Source organism: Chryseobacterium sp. MMS23-Vi53 (assembly GCF_047651245.1).
In the GTDB taxonomy this organism is placed as follows: Bacteria; Bacteroidota; Bacteroidia; order Flavobacteriales; family Weeksellaceae; genus Chryseobacterium.
On sequence record NZ_CP180265.1, the window covers coordinates 3,205,765 to 3,222,749 of the forward strand.

Here is a 16,985-nt window from a genome sequence, read left to right on the forward strand (position 1 = left end):
TTAAATTAAAAAAATTAATACTATGTATACACAACTTGATATTGAAACGCATTTTGAAGGAAAACTGAAAATTGCCTACCTAAATCAGCCTGAAACCATGAACGCGCTTACAAAGCCATCTTTATCAGATCTAAAAGATTTTGTTAAAGAATGTAGCGAAGACGAAACTGTAAGATGTGTGGCGATTTCTGGAAGAGGAAGAGCTTTTTGTTCCGGTCAAAATTTGGATGATGCGTTTGTTCAAGGAAACGAGCATCATGATAACGACATTATCAGAAAAATTGTAGTAGATTACTACAACCCTTTGGTGACGGAAATTACGCGTTGCAAAAAACCTGTAGTTGCATTGGTAAACGGTCCTGCAGTAGGAGCCGGAGCAATGTTAGCACTGATCTGTGATTTCGTTTTAGCTTCTGAAAAAGCATATTTTGCTCAGGCATTTTCAAATATCGGACTAATTCCTGATACGGGAGGAACCTATTTCTTGCCGAAACTACTGGGTAGACAATTGGCAAATTATTTAGCATTTACAGGTAAGAAATTATCGGCAGAAGAGTCAAAATCTTACGGTTTGGTGGCTGAAATTTTTACTGAAGAGGAATTCGCTTCTAAATCATTAGAAATTTTAGAAAAAACATCAAATATGCCGACTGTTGGTCTTAAATTAACCAAAAAAGCATTCGCAGCTTCTTATAACAATACATTGAAAGAGCAATTAGAGTTAGAAGGAGATTTACAACAGGAAGCCGCAGAAACAGAAGATTTTAAAGAAGGGGTAAGTGCCTTTCTGGGAAAAAGAAAACCTAATTATAAAGGAAGATAAAAATTATAGAATTTAGAAATTAGAGGTTAGAAATTAGCAAAAGTCTAGCTTCTAACTTCTAGCTTCTAACATCTATAAAAAATGAAGAATGTAGGAATTATCGGTGCCGGAACAATGGGAATCGGCATTGCACAAGTAGCCGCGACGAACGGATGCAAAGTTTGGGTGTACGACGCCAACGCAAAACAAGTAGAAACGGCAACCGTAGGTTTGGAAAAAACATTAACCAAATTGGTTGATAAACAGAAAATTTCGGCAGAAAAAATGACTGAAATTTTATCTAATATTTCCATTGCTACAGAATTGAAGGACTTCAAAGATTGTGAACTCATCATTGAAGCCATCATCGAAAACAAAGAAATTAAAACCAAGGTTTTCACAGAATTAGAGAAACACGTTTCAGAAAGCTGTGTCATTGGTTCCAATACATCATCCATTTCCATTACCTCTCTCGGTGCGGAATTACAAAAACCGGAGCGTTTTATAGGAATTCACTTTTTCAATCCAGCTCCATTAATGCCTTTAGTTGAGGTTATTCCTTCTTTATTAACAGAAAAATCTTTAGCGGAAAAAATCTACAATCTGATGAAAGATTGGGGCAAAACTCCGGTGATTGCAAAGGATATTCCCGGATTTATTGTTAATAGAATTGCCCGTCCTTACTATGGTGAAGGGTTGAGAATTGTTGAGGAAAACATTGCAACGGTAGAACAGGTTGATGATGCCATGAAAACCATCGGAAACTTCAAAATGGGACCTTTTGAATTAATGGATTTAATCGGTGTTGATGTTAATTTCTCCGTAACAAAAACGGTTTATAACGAATATTTCTACGATCCCAAATACAAACCATCTCTTCTTCAGCAAAGAATGTCGGAAGCAAAACTTCACGGCAGAAAAACAGGGAAAGGTTTCTACGATTATTCAGAAGGAGCTGAAAAACCTGTTGCCGAAAAGGACGATGCTCTTTATCAACAAATATTTTTAAGAATTATTTCAATGTTGATTAATGAAGCAGTTGAAGCCAAAAGATTAGGAGTTGCCAACGATGAAGATCTTGAATTAGCAATGCAGAAAGGCGTTAATTATCCAAAAGGATTATTGGCTTGGGGAAAAGAAATCGGATACGCAAAAATCTCCGAAACGCTTCAAAGTCTTTATGAGGAATATCAGGAAGAAAGATATAGACAGAGTCCGGTACTTCGTAAAATGTAACAATATATTAATCTAATAATGTAGCAATTTATTTGTCATTCTGAGCAAAGCGAAGAATCTCAATTGATAAACTGTTACAATGTTAAATTTTTACATTAAAAGTATGGATATAGATGGATTCAGAGCCGAATTGGAAACAAGGCTTATTATTGAAAAAGAATATATAGTTCAGGAACTTACTATAATCAATGATTATCAGGAAAAACTTGATCTATTGGGAGAATTTAATGAAAAATATCGTGGTCTTATAAGAAGATTAGCCAATGAATATGGTATTGATTTAAATGCTCCTTATCCATCCGACAATCCATCGAATTCAGAAAACCTTACTTACGAGCAGATAATTCTTGGTAAAACCATGAGTATTTATGACAAACTGGTTGATGAATTACATGAAGAAATAACGCTGATTTAAATACTCTTTTTAGTAACAAATAAAGTATTAAAACTATGCTTGAAAGAATTTTCACAAAGAAAAACTTTTTGAGATCTCTCATGAATGCAATCATTTTTAGTGTTGCTTTTTTTCTTATTAGAATTCTATTTTATTATTTTAAATGGGATGATGGAAAAAGCATGAATATATACGGTCTTATATTTTATTTCTTCTTTGTCTTTCTAGCTTTCTTCATTTTAGATGGCAGAGATTATACTTGGAAAGATGTGGTAAAATTTAAAAATTTAAATAAAAGTAAATGAACCCAAGACAGGTTGCAGAATATATGTTCGATCAGGATTATTTTTCCCAATGGATGAATATTAAAATGATCGAAATCAAAGAAAATTATTGTTTACTCGAAATGCCCATCAAAAAAGAAATGTTGAATGGGTTAAAAACTGTTCACGGAGGCGTTACATTTGCTTTTGCAGATTCTGCATTGGCATTTTCGTCCAACAATTCCGGAGATGCGGCTGTTGCATTGAATTGCATCATCAACTTTACGAAAGCAGGAAAAGAAGGTGATATTTTCAGAGCGGAAAGTATTTTGGTAAACAATACAAGAAAAACCGCTGTTTACGACATTAAAATTACCAATCAAAACGAAGAATTGGTTGCAAAATTTGTCGGAACAGTTTATAAAATCGGAAAAAAAGTAACAGAATTATAAATAAGCAGTAAGCTTGAAGCAATGGGCAGTAAGCTTTTTTTGAAGCTGGTAAAGCCTAATGCATATAGCTTTTAGCCTAAAGCAAAAAATATGAATAACGTATACATCATAGACTATGTCAGAACTCCCATTTCAAAATTACAGGGAGGATTATCGGAAGTAAGAGCTGATGATTTGGCAGCAATTGTTATCAAAGAGGTTGTAGCAAGAAACCCTGAAGTTCCTGTTGAAGAAATAGAGGATGTTATTTTCGGATGCGCAAACCAAGCAGGTGAAGATAACAGAAACGTGGCAAGAATGGGACTTTTATTGGCTGGACTTCCGTATAAAATCGGAGGTGAAACAGTAAACAGATTGTGCGCTTCAGGAATGTCGGCGGTGGCAAATGCTTTCCGTTCGATTGCTGCAGGAGAAGGTGAAATTTACATTGCTGGTGGAGTAGAACACATGACTCGTTCGCCTTACGTAATGTCAAAACCTAGCGCGGCTTTCGGTAGAGACAGTCAGATGTTTGATACGACTTTTGGATGGAGATTTATCAATCCGAAAATGAAAGAATTATACGGCGTTGACGGAATGGGCGATACAGCTGAAAACTTAGCAGATATGCATAACATCAGCCGTGAAGATCAGGATAAATTTGCACTTTGGTCACAACAGAAAGCAACAAAAGCTCAGGAAAGCGGAAGATTGGCGGAAGAAATTGTAAAAGTTGAAATTCCACAAAGAAAAGGAGAACCGAAAATCTTCGATACAGACGAATTCATTAAGCCAACTTCATCAATGGAAGGTCTAGGAAAGCTTCGTCCTGCTTTCAGAAAAGAAGGAACGGTAACTGCAGGAAATGCTTCCGGAATGAATGATGGAGCAGCCGCTTTAATTTTAGCAAGCGAAGAAGCTGTAAAAAAATATGGTTTAAAGCCAAAAGCTAAAATCTTAGGATCATCTGTTGCGGGTGTTGAACCAAGAATCATGGGAATCGGACCTGTTGAAGCCACTCAAAAATTATTAAGAAGACTGAATCTTTCATTAGAGGATATGGATATCATCGAATTGAATGAAGCATTCGCAGCTCAGGCTTTGGCAGTAACAAGAACGTTAGGATTAAAAGATGATGATTCAAGAGTAAATCCAAACGGAGGAGCAATCGCGATCGGTCATCCACTTGGAGTTTCTGGAGCAAGGATCGTTGGTTCTGCTGCAATGGAACTTCAAAAACAAGATAAAAAATATGCATTATGTACCCTTTGTATCGGTGTCGGACAAGGGTATGCAATGGTGATTGAAAGGGTTTAATTTGAAAAATGTGCTAATTTGAGAATTTGAAAATGACATTGAGAACATTATCAATTTTCAAGTTGGCTAATCAATTTAACGTTAGCCTTTGCTGAGTGAAACGCCTTTGCGAACGAAAAGTATGCAGAAAAATTTTCAAAAAAACTTTGCGGACTTTGCGTTAAAAATAATTTTCAAATTAACTCGTTCTCAAATTTTCAAAATAAAATTATGAATATTTACTCATATCACGGAATTCGTCCCATCATCAAACCTTCCGCTTACGTTCACCCACAAGCGGTGATTATCGGAAATGTTGAAATCGGCGAAGAAGTTTATATCGGCCCTAATGCAGTTATTCGTGGCGACTGGGGTAAAATTATTGTGAAAGACGGTGCAAATGTTCAGGAAAACTGTACACTCCATGTTTTTCCGGGAATTGAAACCATTTTAGAAGAATCTGCGCATATCGGTCACGGAGCAATTATTCATTCCGGACATATCGGGAAAAATTGTTTGATCGGAATGAACGCAGTAGTAATGGATAAAGCATATATCGGTGATGAGAGTATTGTCGGGGCATTAGCTTTTGTTCCTGCAAATTTCAAATGTGAACCGAGAAAATTAATTGTTGGAAGTCCTGCAAAAATTATCCGTGATGTTTCTGATGAAATGATTAAATGGAAAACGGAAGGAACAAAACTATACCAGGAATTGGCAAGAGAAGGAAAAGACGCGATTTTACCTTGCGAACCTTTTACAGAATATGTTCAGCAGATTCCAACGAAAGTTGTTGATTACAGCATTTGGGATGATGTAAAATAAATTACCACACGAAATTTAATATGCTTAAAAAACTAATTATTTTCTGCAGTATTCTCTTTGCATTTCAATCTGTAGCTTTTGCTCAGATGGGAAATGTAAAACCATTGACTATTGGAGAAATCAGGACCATAAAATCTAAGATTTTAAATGAAGACAGAATTTTAAACATCTATCTTCCGCAAAATTTCGACAAAACAAAATCCTACCCAATCATCTATTTGTTGGATGGAAGCATGAATGAAGATTTTATTCATGTGACGGGTTTAGTTCAATTTTTTAATCAAATGTATTCCATGCCGGAAACGATTGTGGTGGGAATTGCGAATGTTGACAGAAAAAGAGACTTCACTTTTCATACAGATCTTAAAGATTTACAGAAAGATTATCCTACGACGGGGCATTCGGATAAATTTATCAGTTTTTTGGAAAAAGAATTGAAACCTTATATCGAAAGTCAGTTTAAAACAACGGATAAATATTTATTCGGACAATCATTGGGCGGACTTTTAGCCACAGAAATTTTGTTGAAAAAACCTGAAATGTTTAATAATTATTTTATCATCAGTCCGAGTTTGTGGTGGGATGATGAAAGTCTTTTAAAACAGGCTCCTCAATTATTGGCTAAAATTCCGGATACTAAGAAATTTGTTTACGTTTCTGTCGGAAAAGGTGAGCATCCGGTGATGGTAAAAGATGCTGAGGATTTATTTAATGTTTTAAAAAATTCAAACAAAAAAAACTGGACGGTAGAATACAAAATGATGGAAACAGACAATCATGCAACCATTCTTCACAGAAGTTTGTATGAAGGTTTGGTGAAATTGTTTCCATATAAGGAAGCAAAATAATTAATGCTAAAATGATTAATATTTTAAAGAAATATTGGTTATTAATGTTGATCATTTTAATAACAATTAATGTTTTTGGATTTTATTTATTAGGAGAATCAATCGGAATTTCAGATGCTTTAGAACATGTTGAATCAGATGAAGTAATTGAAAGTCTTAAACGCAAAGATTTCTTATACACATTATTTATTGATTTCGTTTTAATAATTGATTTTTGGTTAATCCTTTTTATACCTTATCTAATAATCAAAAACATTGTGAAAAAATTAAATATAAGTAAAAAGTAAAAAACTATATGGAAAAGTTAAAAAACTATATCTACGGCGAATGGGTAGAAGGAAACGGAAACGGGATTCCCTTGTACAACGCTGTAAACGGTGAGCAGGTTGCCATTTCCGATACGGAAGGTCTGAATTTTGAGCAGGCTTTAGATTACGGAAGGACAGTTGGCTACAAAAACCTTTCATCCATGACGTTCTACGATCGTGGAGAAATGTTGAAAAAAGTGGCGCTTTACCTCTTAGAAAGAAAGAAAAAATATTACGATTTATCTTATAAAACAGGGGCAACTCACGTAGATTCTTGGGTAGATATCGAAGGAGGTTTCGGTACTTTCTTTACATACTCAGGATTGGCGAAGAGAATGCTTCCAAATACTCCGTTTTGGGTAGATGGAGATACACAGAAAATTTCTGCTAACGGAACGTTCCTTGGAACTCACATTTTAACACCAAGTGAAGGGGTTTCTATTCAAATCAATGCATACAATTTTCCGGTTTGGGGAATGTTGGAAAAGTTATCCACATCTTTATTGGCGGGTGTTCCTTCGATCGTAAAGCCATCTCCGTTTGGCTCTTATTTAACTAACGCAGTCTTTCAAGATATGATTGAAAGCGGAATTCTTCCGGAAGGAGCTGTTCAGTTAGTTTGTGGTGAACCGGGAAATATTTTGGATTATGTTCAGGATGGAGATTCTGTGTTATTCACAGGTTCTGCGACGACGGGTAGAAAATTGAAATCTTTACCGTCAATCGCAGGAAATGCCGTTCGTTTCAACATGGAAGCAGATTCTTTGAACTGCTCAATTCTTGGACTGGATGCAAAACCGGGAACTCCTGAATTTGATCTATTCATCAAAGAAGTTCGTAACGAAATGACGACGAAAGCCGGACAAAAATGTACAGCAATCAGAAGAATTATCGTTCCTGAAAACTTAATCGGAGACGTTCAGAATGCTTTGTCTAAAGCTTTGGATCAGACAAAAATCGGAAACCCATTAAGCAGAGAAACAAGAATGGGTTCTTTGGTCGGAAAACAGCAATATGATGAGGTTGTAAGAAAAGTAAATTTACTAAAAGCTGAAACAGAACTGGTTTATGACGGACAACACGAATTGGTAGATGCAAACTATGAAAATGGAGCATTTATGAGTCCAAAATTGTTCTTAAACGATGCTCCGTTTACTAAAAATATTTCTCACGATGTCGAAGCTTTCGGTCCGGTTTCTACATTAATGCCTTACAAAGATGCAGAAGAGGCTGCAGCGTTGGCAAAAAGAGGAAAAGGAAGTTTGGTAGGTTCTATCATTTCTCATGACGACAATTTCGTAGCAGAAACTTCGTGGAAAATGGCTTCTCAACACGGAAGGATTTTCGTTTTAAACAGAGATAATGCGAAAGAAAGTACAGGTCACGGCTCTCCGCTTCCGACTTTGATGCACGGTGGTCCTGGAAGAGCAGGTGGCGGTGAAGAAATGGGCGGTTTGAGCGGTCTTCATTTCTTCCTTCAAAAAACAGCGATTCAGGGTTCTCCGGATACTTTGACGGCTATTACTAAAATTTATCAGCAGGGTGCTGAGAAAAAATATTCAGATAAACATCCTTTCCAAAAATATTTTGAAGAAGTCGAGGTTGGCGATTCTTTAGAAACAGCAGGAAGAACGGTTACTGATGCCGATATCGTGAATTTCTCTAACGTTTCCTGGGATCATTTCTATGCGCACACTGATGCAACAAGTTTAACGGGTACGATTTTCGACAAAACCGTTGCTCACGGATATTTCATTCTTTCTGCGGCAGCGGGATTATTCGTTTCTGGTAAAAAAGGACCTGTTATCGCGAATTACGGATTGGAAAACTGTTCGTTCTTTAAACCTGTTTATGCGGGAGATACGATTACCGTTTATTTAACAGCAAAAGAAAAGATCAACCGTGGTGTAAAAGGTAGAAATATTCCTTCGGGAGTTGTAAAATGGTTGGTTGAGGTTGTGAATCAGAGAGATGAGATCGTTTGTGTGGCTACCATTTTAACATTGGTGGCAAAACAATCTCCTTTTATTGATTTAAACTTGAAAAATATTCAAAAAGCATTGAACGGTTTAACTGAATCAACCCAGCCAAGTTGGGGCAAAATGTCTCCTCAGCAAATGATCGAACATTTGGAGCATGGCGTTTTGGTAAGTCTTGGTGAACCCGAAGCAGAAAAATGTTTCACGCCGGAAGAGCAATTGGAAAAATGGCAAGATTCTCTTTATAATCATAGAAAAATGCCAAAAGATTTCCCTGCTCCATTCTTGGAAGAAGATGAAAAGTTGTTGGATTTAAGACATAAAAATCTTGAAGCTGCAAAACAGTCTTTCATGGATAATTTAAAGAGATTTGTTGTTTATTACAAAGAAAATCCGGAAGCAGAACACATGAACTTTGTCTTCGGAAAATTAAATAAAGAAATGTGGGAACTGATGCATAAGAAGCATTTTACGCATCATTTTGAACAGTTTGGATTGATTTAATTCAAAATAAAATATAAATTTATTATCCCTTTTGGTTTTGGCTGAAAGGGATTTTTTTTGTCACTAATTGTTGAAATTTTCATATTTTTATTAAACTAAAAATTTTTAAACCATGAAAAAAACAATTTTAATTGTTGCAGGTGCATTAGTCATTGCATCTTGCAGTAATGAGAATCTTGCGATTACTTCTCAGGAGAGCTCAAAGACAGAGGCAATGAAAGACTTTGCAAAAGCAATGAAAACAATGACCAATCCGAGAAATCAGGCAACTCCTGAAGAAAAACGTATGAAAAGTTATCCTGAGCTGAGTGAAAGGAGAAAAGACTTATTGATACCATCTGCAAAAGAACTTATAAAATCTGAAGGGATAAGTGATGCCGAAATAGAAGAAAAAACTGACGGAAATAAAGGAGCTATTATAAATTGGGCCTTAAATATCTATTTCGATTATAAAAAGACTAATAATTACAAAAACTAATCCTTTAAATCCAAATTAACATGAAAAAATTATCGTTACTACTTTTGCTTTGCTCAAGTTTATTCTACTATTCACAGATAAATGCCTTCAAAATAGATAACCTATCTTCTCAGGATATTACATTTGTTTCGGTAAGTATGAATTTGTCTAATTCGCTGCAGAATTGCGTACCCCTCATATATAATGAATATCCTACTGTCTTACCTGCAGGAAAATCGAGTTCTCATGAGCAAATAAATAATTCGCTTTCTGATGATCCGCCTGTGCAGTTTTGGCATTTGGTAGGACCAAATTTTGATAAAGTATATGATTTAACACTAGGTCCCTTGGATAATGCAGATACAGATCTTGTTACTTGGTATCAGGTTATTATAACTTTGCCGAACAATCAAAGTTTTACTCTTGGAAATGGCTGTATGGGCGGAGGTGTTTTTTCTTTTACATCAGGAAATATTTATGGAGAGCTAACCTTTATATCCGGTGTGGCATATGTTCAGATAAAAGATATTTAATCAAAAAAATCACTACATAAAAAAAGCTTCAAAAAATTTTTGAAGCTTTTTTGTATATAATTCTTCTTATCTTACAATAAATTTATCTCAGAAGCTTTCAGACTATGAACAAAACCTTCGCCGAACAGGTTGTCGAATTTAATCAAAATTTAAAATATGATGGAAATCTTCCAGACGACTTTCAGGTTTTAAATCCTTATCTCGAAAATCCCGAAACGATGGAAGTCATGCAGAAGTTTTATCAGAAATATTATAATGATTTTAATAAAAGGAAATTTATTGTTGGAATTAATCCCAGTCGCCACGGTGCGGGAATTACCGGTGTTCCTTTCACAGATACCAAACGTTTGGAAAGCGTTTGCGGAATTAAAATGAAGTCGGCTTATACGCACGAAACTTCATCTGTTTTTGTATATGATATGATCGAACAATACGGCGGCGCAGAAGAATTTTATAAAGATATTTATATTAATTCACCATTTCCATTAGCGATTGTAAGGAAATCAAAAGGAAACTGGATTAATGCTAATTATTATGATGATAAAGAGCTTTTCAATGATGTAAAAGATTTTATGATCGATTCTTTAAAAAAACATATTAGCTTAAGTCTCGATACTTCCGAAGTTTTTGTATTAGGAAAAAAGAATGCAGATTTTATTTCGAAATTGAATCAGGAAGCTTATCTTTTCGATAAAATGATAGTTTTGGAGCATCCAAGATATATTCAGCAGTATAAATCGAAAGAGAAGCAGTTGTATATTGATAAATATATTTTAGCTTTGAAAAAATAAAAATCCCCAAAAAAGAATTCAGGGATTTCCACTTATGTCTTAGAATCGAGTTTACTAAACTAAAACTGCTGTAAATTCATTTGAATTAATTAGCTTATTAATTAATTCTCCGCCATTTGGCTGCTCCGGATAATCCATCGGAATGATTCCGTATCTACCTTTGGGATTTTCTTTGATATAGTTTAAAAATAATGGATTCACAACTTTTGCTAAATCAATAGGTCTTGTTGTATCAGGAATTATACCTCCCGAAAAACCTGTTCCACTAGAAAAATTAAAATATAATCTGTCTTTTTCTCCTTTAGCTGCCTCTATTAAAGTAGGTTTTACATGTTGGATAAATTTATCCTCTCTTTCTTTCCCCCAGCTGTAATATGCATCCTGAACATAATATTTTATGCCATCATTTTCAAAATTACCCGCAGAATCATCAGGCCATTGATTTAAAAGATTAAGACCATCCTCAATGCTGTCAACACTTCCTGTAGCGAATCTTTTTACAAAAACAATCTTGCCTCTTACCTGATCAAGTGTTGGAATTTTATTTTCTCTATAGAAAAAAGACGGATAGTTGTTGGAAATCGTAATTTTAAAATCATCATAAAACTTTTCCTGTTTGCTTTCGCTCTTTGGATCGGATTCATTTTTTACGCTCATAATGATAGTTTCGCTAGGATGACGCTTCAGAAAATCTACAAGCATGTTGATGACTTGTCCGAAATGCAAATTCAAACCAACTGCTCCGTGATAAAACCATAAGACATGATCTGTATCTGCATCATATCCTCTTTTTAATCTAAAATCTAAAAAACGGATTCCTGAATTTAATTGATCCGTAAAACTCATTTTCTGACATTGCGCGGGCATAAAAATCGTATCGTAAGTTGCACTGTCATGCGTTCCTGGAATTGTAAATTCCGTAAGTTTCTTTTTACCGTCTAGACGATTCATCCAATTTTGTGTAGATGTTTCCATGATGTTTGTTTTTATATTAATATTAAAATGAAATGGGATCACTTAAAGACAAAAAATCCCCTGGAAATAATTTCTTTAGGGGATTTCATCACACTTATGCATTAGAATCTTTCGCGGTACAATTCGCTATATCAAAAAGTTTTCACGGTTATTAGTTTTCTAACTTTAATGATATGCTTTTTACCTTTTAATGACTTTATAAGATTCCGAGGAAGATTTTACAATGTAAGATCCTTTTGGAAGCTCAGAAATATCCGTTTCGTTATCGCCTTTTTTGGCTTCAATTGTTTTTACCAATTGTCCTGACTGGCTGTAAACTTCAAATTTTGAATTTTCATTAGTTTGAATTGTAAGAGGTCCTGTTGTAGGATTAGGATAAATATTTATTCCTTTTTCAGAAACCTTTACATCGTTGGTTGCCAAAACTACGTTGCTGTCTTTTACCCATGTAAAGGCATCAAGACCTGCATATGTATAAGCTCCTCCTAAAGTAACCTGAATCTGATCAATAATAATATTGCTGTAATTTTGACCATTTAGGTTTGTCATATCGATAAGAGTATACCCATTGGTACTTCCAAGTGATGTTGCAAACCCAGTTGTTTTGGTTTGAGTAAACTTTGTTACACCACTTAGCTTTCCTGTAATGGTAAGATTTCCTACAACAGTTTGATTTAAGTTCGTATCAGATAAAAATATCCAGAATCTGTTTACCTTAAACAAATTTGAAGTCGTTTTTATACTGAATGAAGCTCCTGAAGCAATATTTCCTGTTCCGGAATTATCAATATATCTGTTGTCATTTGCTGTTCCACTCCATCCTGTTCCGGGATAATTCCCCTGGATATCAAAGCCTCCGACATGAGATAGAATATTGAAAATTACACCGTTGTCTGTAAAGCTGGTGCTTCCGTGAGACTCCGTTTCAAACATTTCTGTGCTAGTCTGTCCAAATGAAAAGATTGAAATGAAAAGACTGCAGATGGTAAATAGTATAGTACTTTTCATGATTTTAATTTTAAATTTTAGGTTTTTTGTTTTTATGACCTCGATGGGTAAATTCCTGAGATACAAATAATATAATTAATTCCTAAGTAAGGAGACATGTTATTAATAGGAATATTTGCGCCTACAAACGTAACAGATCCGTTACTGATAACAGTGTCAGGAGGAGTGTCTACAAAGCTTGGAACGGCTGTGAAGTCTCTTCCCGTAGTAGTTCCCGAAACAGCAATTGATGAAGTTACTGATGGTGAAGCTGAAGTTGCATTAGCTCTGGATATTCTCAACTGACTCATGATAGCCGGTAAATTCTGGCTAAGGATTGTTGTTGTAGTAGATCCGCTCATTTCTCCCAATGTAACCGATTTTCCTGTATTGGCTGTTCCTGCACCGATAGGGGCACGTCCGTTTAGGTTTGGCAAAGCAAAAGTTGTAGTACCATTACCTCCGTATGTAGTTCCTAGAAGTGAAAATAAAGCCTGATTTTGTGCGATGCTTAATATAGCACCGTTGCAAAGTAAATACCCTTTTGGAGCAAAATCACCTGCAAACATCTTGATGGTTCCTAAATATTCATCCATGATTTTCTTTTGTTTTTAGTGTTAATTATTAATACTCAAAAATTATTATTGTCTTGAAGGATAAATTCCCTCTACACAGATGATGTAATTCATTCCTAAGTAAGGAGGCATATTGTTAATAGGCAGGTTTTGTCCGATAAACATTACAGATTGAGGGTTCAATGGTGTAATAGTCGTAGGATCTGCATTGTCTACAAAGCTTGGTACAGCAGTAAAGTCTCTACCAGTAGTAGTTCCTGAAACAGCAATAGATGAAGTTGCAGAAGGTGAAGCAGATGTTGCATTAGATTTTGAGACTTTCAACTGGCTTGCAAAGCTTGGTAAGTTCGATGTAAGGATTGTAGTTTGTGGTGTTCCTGCTTGTTCTCCTAAAACATAGGTTACACTTCCGTTGGTTCCTGTACCGATTGGAGCACGTCCGTTTAAGTTTGGTAAAGCGAAAGTTGTGATACCGTCACCCCCGTAAGTTGTTCCTAAAATTGAGAATAGTGCAGTGTTTTGAGCAATACTTAATAAAGCTCCGTTGCAGAACATAAAGCCTCTTGGTGCAAAGTTCCCTGCAAAAGACTTAATTACTCCGATCATTTCTTCCATGGTTGATATTTTTTCAGTTTAAAAATTTTCCTACTCTGTTCAGGCTTTTCGGATACCGCCCTATGAATCTTAAAAAAAACTTATGTCTTATTGACAATCCAAAGTAACGACAATCATGAAATGTGAAGTAGAGTAGAAAATACCAAATTGAAGATTACGTATTTCTACGTAATGAGAATTGCAGCAAAAAACACGCCTTAATTTATATGCTTTAAATTTTCCTCAAAACCACCGTATTTAGTATTTTTGTATAAATCCTATATAAATTAAAAATGAACGAATTCGTAGTTTCAGAACTTAGAAACAATATTGCCGAAATCACATTCGGAACTCCAAAAAGTAACTCTCTTCCGGGAGCAATTCTTGAAAAATTAGCACAGACTATTCTTGATGAAGGTGCAAAAGATGAGGTAAAAGCGATTCTTGTAAAAAGCGAAGGCGAAAAGGCTTTCTGCGCAGGAGCCAGTTTTGATGAACTTTTAGCAATTGAAGAGTTGGAAGCATCAACTAGATTTTTCGGAGGCTTTGCAAAAGTTTTGAATGCGATGAGAAATTGCGGTAAAATTGTTGTTGTAAGAGTTCAGGGAAAAACTACAGGTGGTGGAGTAGGATTGGCTTGTGGAGCAGATTATTGTTTTGCAACAAAAGATTCTGCTTTAGCTTTAACGGAAATTAATTTAGGAATCGGACCATTCGTTATAGGACCGTATGTTGAAAGAAAAATCGGAAAATCTCAATTCTCGGCAATGGCAATTGATGCAGATTTCAGATCGGCAGAATGGGCAGAGCAACATAATGTATATCATTCGGTTTCTGAAAATATCGAAGAGATGGATGCTAAGTTGGAGAAATTCCTTCAGACATTGGCTTCAAGAAGCAGCGATGCACTAGCTTTAATTAAAAAAGTATCCTGGGAAGGAACAGATCATTTTAATGAATTGATGCCTGCAAGAATTCACATGAGCGCAAGTTTGATCTTGGAAGATTCTGCCAAAAAGAATATAGAATCAATTAAAGAAAGATTGAGAGCGAAATAGTTTTTCGATCTATGGAAATATTTACCGTTGATAGAAGATCAGCGGTTTTTTTATTAATAGATGTCAAAGGTTAATGGTGAATTTTACTTCGCAAGTGAATGGTCAATTTTTCATTATAATTTAGAAAATTGATAAGTGAAACAAATTGACAATTCACTATTCACTTTTTTAATTTTTTTAAAAAAAATTTTGTCCGTTCAAAAAAAATAATAACTTTGTATTTCAAAGTTCTTTTTATGGATTCAAAAAACTATCACGAAGACTTATCACATATTCGTTCCATGATGGAGCGATCTTCAAGGTTTATTTCTCTGAGCGGACTATCCGGAGTTGTTGCAGGTTTAGCAGCAATTATTGGAGCAGTGTATGTTTATTTTGTGTTTCAAAGGGAAGGAATTAGCTATTTTGATGGCGACAGAAATATTTTTGGTCCTTCACTGGTAAAAGAACTTGTATTGATAGCAACCTGTATTCTGTTTGTTGCTGTTTTCAGCGGTTATATTTTCACCACAAATAAGAGCAAAAAGAAAGGTTTGAAGATCTGGGATGCGACAACTAAGCGTCTTTTGTTTACCTTTGCAGTCCCTTTGGTGACGGGAGGTTTCTTTTGCTTGGGACTTTTGTATCATCATCTTTTTGTATTTGTTGCTCCTGCTACATTGCTTTTCTATGGATTAGCTTTGATAAGTGCAGAACGATATACATTAACGGATATCAAATATTTAGGATATTGTCAAATTGTTTTAGGACTAATTTCTTTATTCTTTTTAGGATGGGGATTACTTTTTTGGACACTTGGATTTGGAGTTTTGCATATCGTTTATGGACTGATTATGCATAAAAAGTATAAGTAAAGTGGAAAAAGTCATAAAGTATTTTTTCATTTGTGTTGCAATTATTGGAGGACTTTTAATTACTTCTGCAATAGTTTTCAGTTTTATGTTCTTTAATGCTTTTGGCGGATTTGATAAAGATTATTCTGTTGAAGATTTGAAAGAGGAATACGTCGCAAAAGAAAAGGAAATAGATGATTTGATTTTATATTATCATAGCATCAAATCTCCAAATAAAACTATTGAAATTGAATTTAAGGACGATGAGGTTTTAGGCAGATTATTAGTACACCCAAAAAATGATTCTTTAAAATACTATCAACAATGGGATATTAATGTTGAAGGATTGCAAAATACAGCTATAGGAAAAGAACTGGGTTGGACTGAGAATGAATTAAAAACTTTGAAAGAAAAATTAGATAAAGCAAATTGTATTTCCATTGAAGATGGTGAGCCAGTGAAGGTTGGATTTACACGAAGTGGATTAGGAATGTATTCGTTTAATGTTTTTCAAAATAAAGAATCAAACAGGAATAAATATAATGACGGATGTCAATATATCTTGGTAAATAATAAGTTGGCGTTAGAATATGGTGGAGGAGCGATTGGCTCGCAATGTTTTCCAAATAATTAAAGATTAAAATGATAAAAATAAATCAACTCAACAAAGAATTCGAAAGCCGTGTAAGATTGGGCATTATGTCCGTTCTGATGGTCAACGACTGGGTTGATTTTTCTGAAATGAAAAGTTTACTGGAAATCACAGATGGAAATCTCGCAAGTCACAGCAATGCCTTAGAAAAAGTGGGATATATTGAAGTAAAAAAAGAATTTGTCGGCAAAAAACCGAGAACATCTTACAGAGTTACCCAAAACGGGAGGGAAGCGTTCACTGAGCATTTAAATGCTTTGGAAAAATTATTAGGAAGATAACGGCTATATTTTTTTATCATTTTACTTTGAAATACAAAGTACTTTAAAATTTTTAAATATTAAATTATGATTTCAACAAAACAAAAAACAACAATCATTTTCGCTTTACCGGCATTATTAATGTCCGTAGCGTTTTTCGGAAACCTATTCGTAGAAGGGTGGAACTGGTCACCTTCTGACTTTATCATTGCGGCGGTGTTACTATTTGGAACTGCATTTTTCATTAATCTGGTCATCAATTCGAAAAAAAGCCCACGATTTAAACTAATGATTTCATTTGTCATTTTATTGGCGTTGGCTTTGGTTTGGATTGAATTGGCAGTTGGAATTTTCGGGAGTCCGTTTGCGGGAAGTTAATTTTTT

Annotated in this window: 21 protein-coding genes; 17 read left to right on the plus strand and 4 right to left on the minus strand. The window is 34.9% G+C overall.

Going from position 1 to position 16,985, the window contains the following annotated elements:
* Window positions 1–22: 22 nt before the first annotated feature.
* The 12 genes from ACKX2A_RS14335 (at window position 23) to ACKX2A_RS14390 (ending at window position 10,667) form a co-directional block, all read left to right on the plus strand.
* On the plus strand, window positions 23–823 hold the full coding sequence (locus ACKX2A_RS14335) for an enoyl-CoA hydratase-related protein (protein WP_415325431.1): 801 nt from the start codon (window positions 23–25) through the stop codon (window positions 821–823).
* Between the two features lie 81 nt (window positions 824–904).
* On the plus strand, window positions 905–2,038 hold the full coding sequence (locus ACKX2A_RS14340) for a 3-hydroxyacyl-CoA dehydrogenase NAD-binding domain-containing protein (protein WP_415325432.1): 1,134 nt from the start codon (window positions 905–907) through the stop codon (window positions 2,036–2,038).
* Window positions 2,039–2,117: 79 nt separating this feature from the next.
* Window positions 2,118–2,453, plus strand: a complete 336-nt coding sequence (locus ACKX2A_RS14345; RefSeq protein WP_415325433.1) for a hypothetical protein — start codon at window positions 2,118–2,120, stop codon at window positions 2,451–2,453.
* Window positions 2,454–2,733: 280 nt separating this feature from the next.
* The gene (locus ACKX2A_RS14350; protein WP_415325434.1) at window positions 2,734–3,147 is read left to right on the plus strand and encodes a PaaI family thioesterase; all 414 of its coding nucleotides are present in this window, start codon (window positions 2,734–2,736) and stop codon (window positions 3,145–3,147) included.
* Window positions 3,148–3,237: 90 nt separating this feature from the next.
* A complete protein-coding gene (pcaF, locus tag ACKX2A_RS14355) occupies window positions 3,238–4,443 on the plus strand; it encodes a 3-oxoadipyl-CoA thiolase (protein WP_415325435.1) in 1,206 nt (401 codons plus the stop codon).
* A gap of 210 nt (window positions 4,444–4,653) precedes the next feature.
* Entirely contained in the window at window positions 4,654–5,247 is a 594-nt protein-coding gene (locus tag ACKX2A_RS14360; protein ID WP_240579839.1) for a transferase hexapeptide repeat family protein, read from the plus strand.
* Between the two features lie 20 nt (window positions 5,248–5,267).
* Window positions 5,268–6,095, plus strand: coding sequence for an alpha/beta hydrolase (locus tag ACKX2A_RS14365; protein WP_415325436.1), 828 nt, complete (start codon window positions 5,268–5,270; stop codon window positions 6,093–6,095).
* An 11-nt stretch (window positions 6,096–6,106) separates the two neighbouring features.
* Window positions 6,107–6,382, plus strand: a complete 276-nt coding sequence (locus ACKX2A_RS14370; RefSeq protein ID WP_415325437.1) for a hypothetical protein — start codon at window positions 6,107–6,109, stop codon at window positions 6,380–6,382.
* Between the two features lie 8 nt (window positions 6,383–6,390).
* Complete coding sequence (gene paaZ / locus ACKX2A_RS14375; protein ID WP_415325438.1) at window positions 6,391–8,886, plus strand: phenylacetic acid degradation bifunctional protein PaaZ; 2,496 nt, start codon at window positions 6,391–6,393, stop codon at window positions 8,884–8,886.
* Between the two features lie 112 nt (window positions 8,887–8,998).
* Entirely contained in the window at window positions 8,999–9,364 is a 366-nt protein-coding gene (locus ACKX2A_RS14380) for a hypothetical protein (RefSeq protein WP_415325439.1), read from the plus strand.
* 20 nt (window positions 9,365–9,384) lie between these two features.
* Entirely contained in the window at window positions 9,385–9,876 is a 492-nt protein-coding gene (locus tag ACKX2A_RS14385; RefSeq protein ID WP_415325440.1) for a hypothetical protein, read from the plus strand.
* Between the two features lie 104 nt (window positions 9,877–9,980).
* The gene (locus ACKX2A_RS14390; protein ID WP_415325441.1) at window positions 9,981–10,667 is read left to right on the plus strand and encodes an SMUG2 DNA glycosylase family protein; all 687 of its coding nucleotides are present in this window, start codon (window positions 9,981–9,983) and stop codon (window positions 10,665–10,667) included.
* 54 nt (window positions 10,668–10,721) lie between these two features.
* On the opposite strand, the gene ACKX2A_RS14395 is transcribed toward ACKX2A_RS14390, so the two are convergent.
* The 4 genes from ACKX2A_RS14395 to ACKX2A_RS14410 form a co-directional block, all read right to left on the minus strand.
* Window positions 10,722–11,642 carry a phosphatidylinositol-specific phospholipase C gene (locus tag ACKX2A_RS14395; protein ID WP_415325442.1) on the minus strand — a complete coding sequence of 307 codons (921 nt, stop codon included), beginning with the start codon at window positions 11,640–11,642 and terminating at the stop codon, window positions 10,722–10,724.
* A gap of 180 nt (window positions 11,643–11,822) precedes the next feature.
* Window positions 11,823–12,650, minus strand: a complete 828-nt coding sequence (locus ACKX2A_RS14400; protein ID WP_415325443.1) for a T9SS type A sorting domain-containing protein — start codon at window positions 12,648–12,650, stop codon at window positions 11,823–11,825.
* Between the two features lie 32 nt (window positions 12,651–12,682).
* Window positions 12,683–13,225 carry a phage tail protein gene (locus tag ACKX2A_RS14405; RefSeq protein WP_415325444.1) on the minus strand — a complete coding sequence of 181 codons (543 nt, stop codon included), beginning with the start codon at window positions 13,223–13,225 and terminating at the stop codon, window positions 12,683–12,685.
* 45 nt (window positions 13,226–13,270) lie between these two features.
* Window positions 13,271–13,819, minus strand: a complete 549-nt coding sequence (locus tag ACKX2A_RS14410; protein ID WP_415325445.1) for a phage tail protein — start codon at window positions 13,817–13,819, stop codon at window positions 13,271–13,273.
* Between the two features lie 272 nt (window positions 13,820–14,091).
* On the opposite strand from ACKX2A_RS14410, the gene ACKX2A_RS14415 reads away from it, so the two are divergent.
* From ACKX2A_RS14415 to ACKX2A_RS14435, 5 genes are all read left to right on the plus strand, one after another.
* Window positions 14,092–14,856 carry an enoyl-CoA hydratase/isomerase family protein gene (locus ACKX2A_RS14415; protein WP_415325446.1) on the plus strand — a complete coding sequence of 255 codons (765 nt, stop codon included), beginning with the start codon at window positions 14,092–14,094 and terminating at the stop codon, window positions 14,854–14,856.
* 236 nt (window positions 14,857–15,092) lie between these two features.
* Window positions 15,093–15,710, plus strand: coding sequence for a hypothetical protein (locus ACKX2A_RS14420; protein ID WP_415325447.1), 618 nt, complete (start codon window positions 15,093–15,095; stop codon window positions 15,708–15,710).
* 1 nt (window position 15,711) lies between these two features.
* Complete coding sequence (locus tag ACKX2A_RS14425; RefSeq protein WP_415325448.1) at window positions 15,712–16,323, plus strand: hypothetical protein; 612 nt, start codon at window positions 15,712–15,714, stop codon at window positions 16,321–16,323.
* Between the two features lie 8 nt (window positions 16,324–16,331).
* Window positions 16,332–16,622 (plus strand): winged helix-turn-helix domain-containing protein, encoded by a 291-nt coding sequence (locus tag ACKX2A_RS14430; RefSeq protein ID WP_415325449.1) that lies wholly within the window; start codon window positions 16,332–16,334, stop codon window positions 16,620–16,622.
* 66 nt (window positions 16,623–16,688) lie between these two features.
* The gene (locus ACKX2A_RS14435) at window positions 16,689–16,979 is read left to right on the plus strand and encodes a hypothetical protein (protein WP_415325450.1); all 291 of its coding nucleotides are present in this window, start codon (window positions 16,689–16,691) and stop codon (window positions 16,977–16,979) included.
* Window positions 16,980–16,985: the final 6 nt, after the last annotated feature.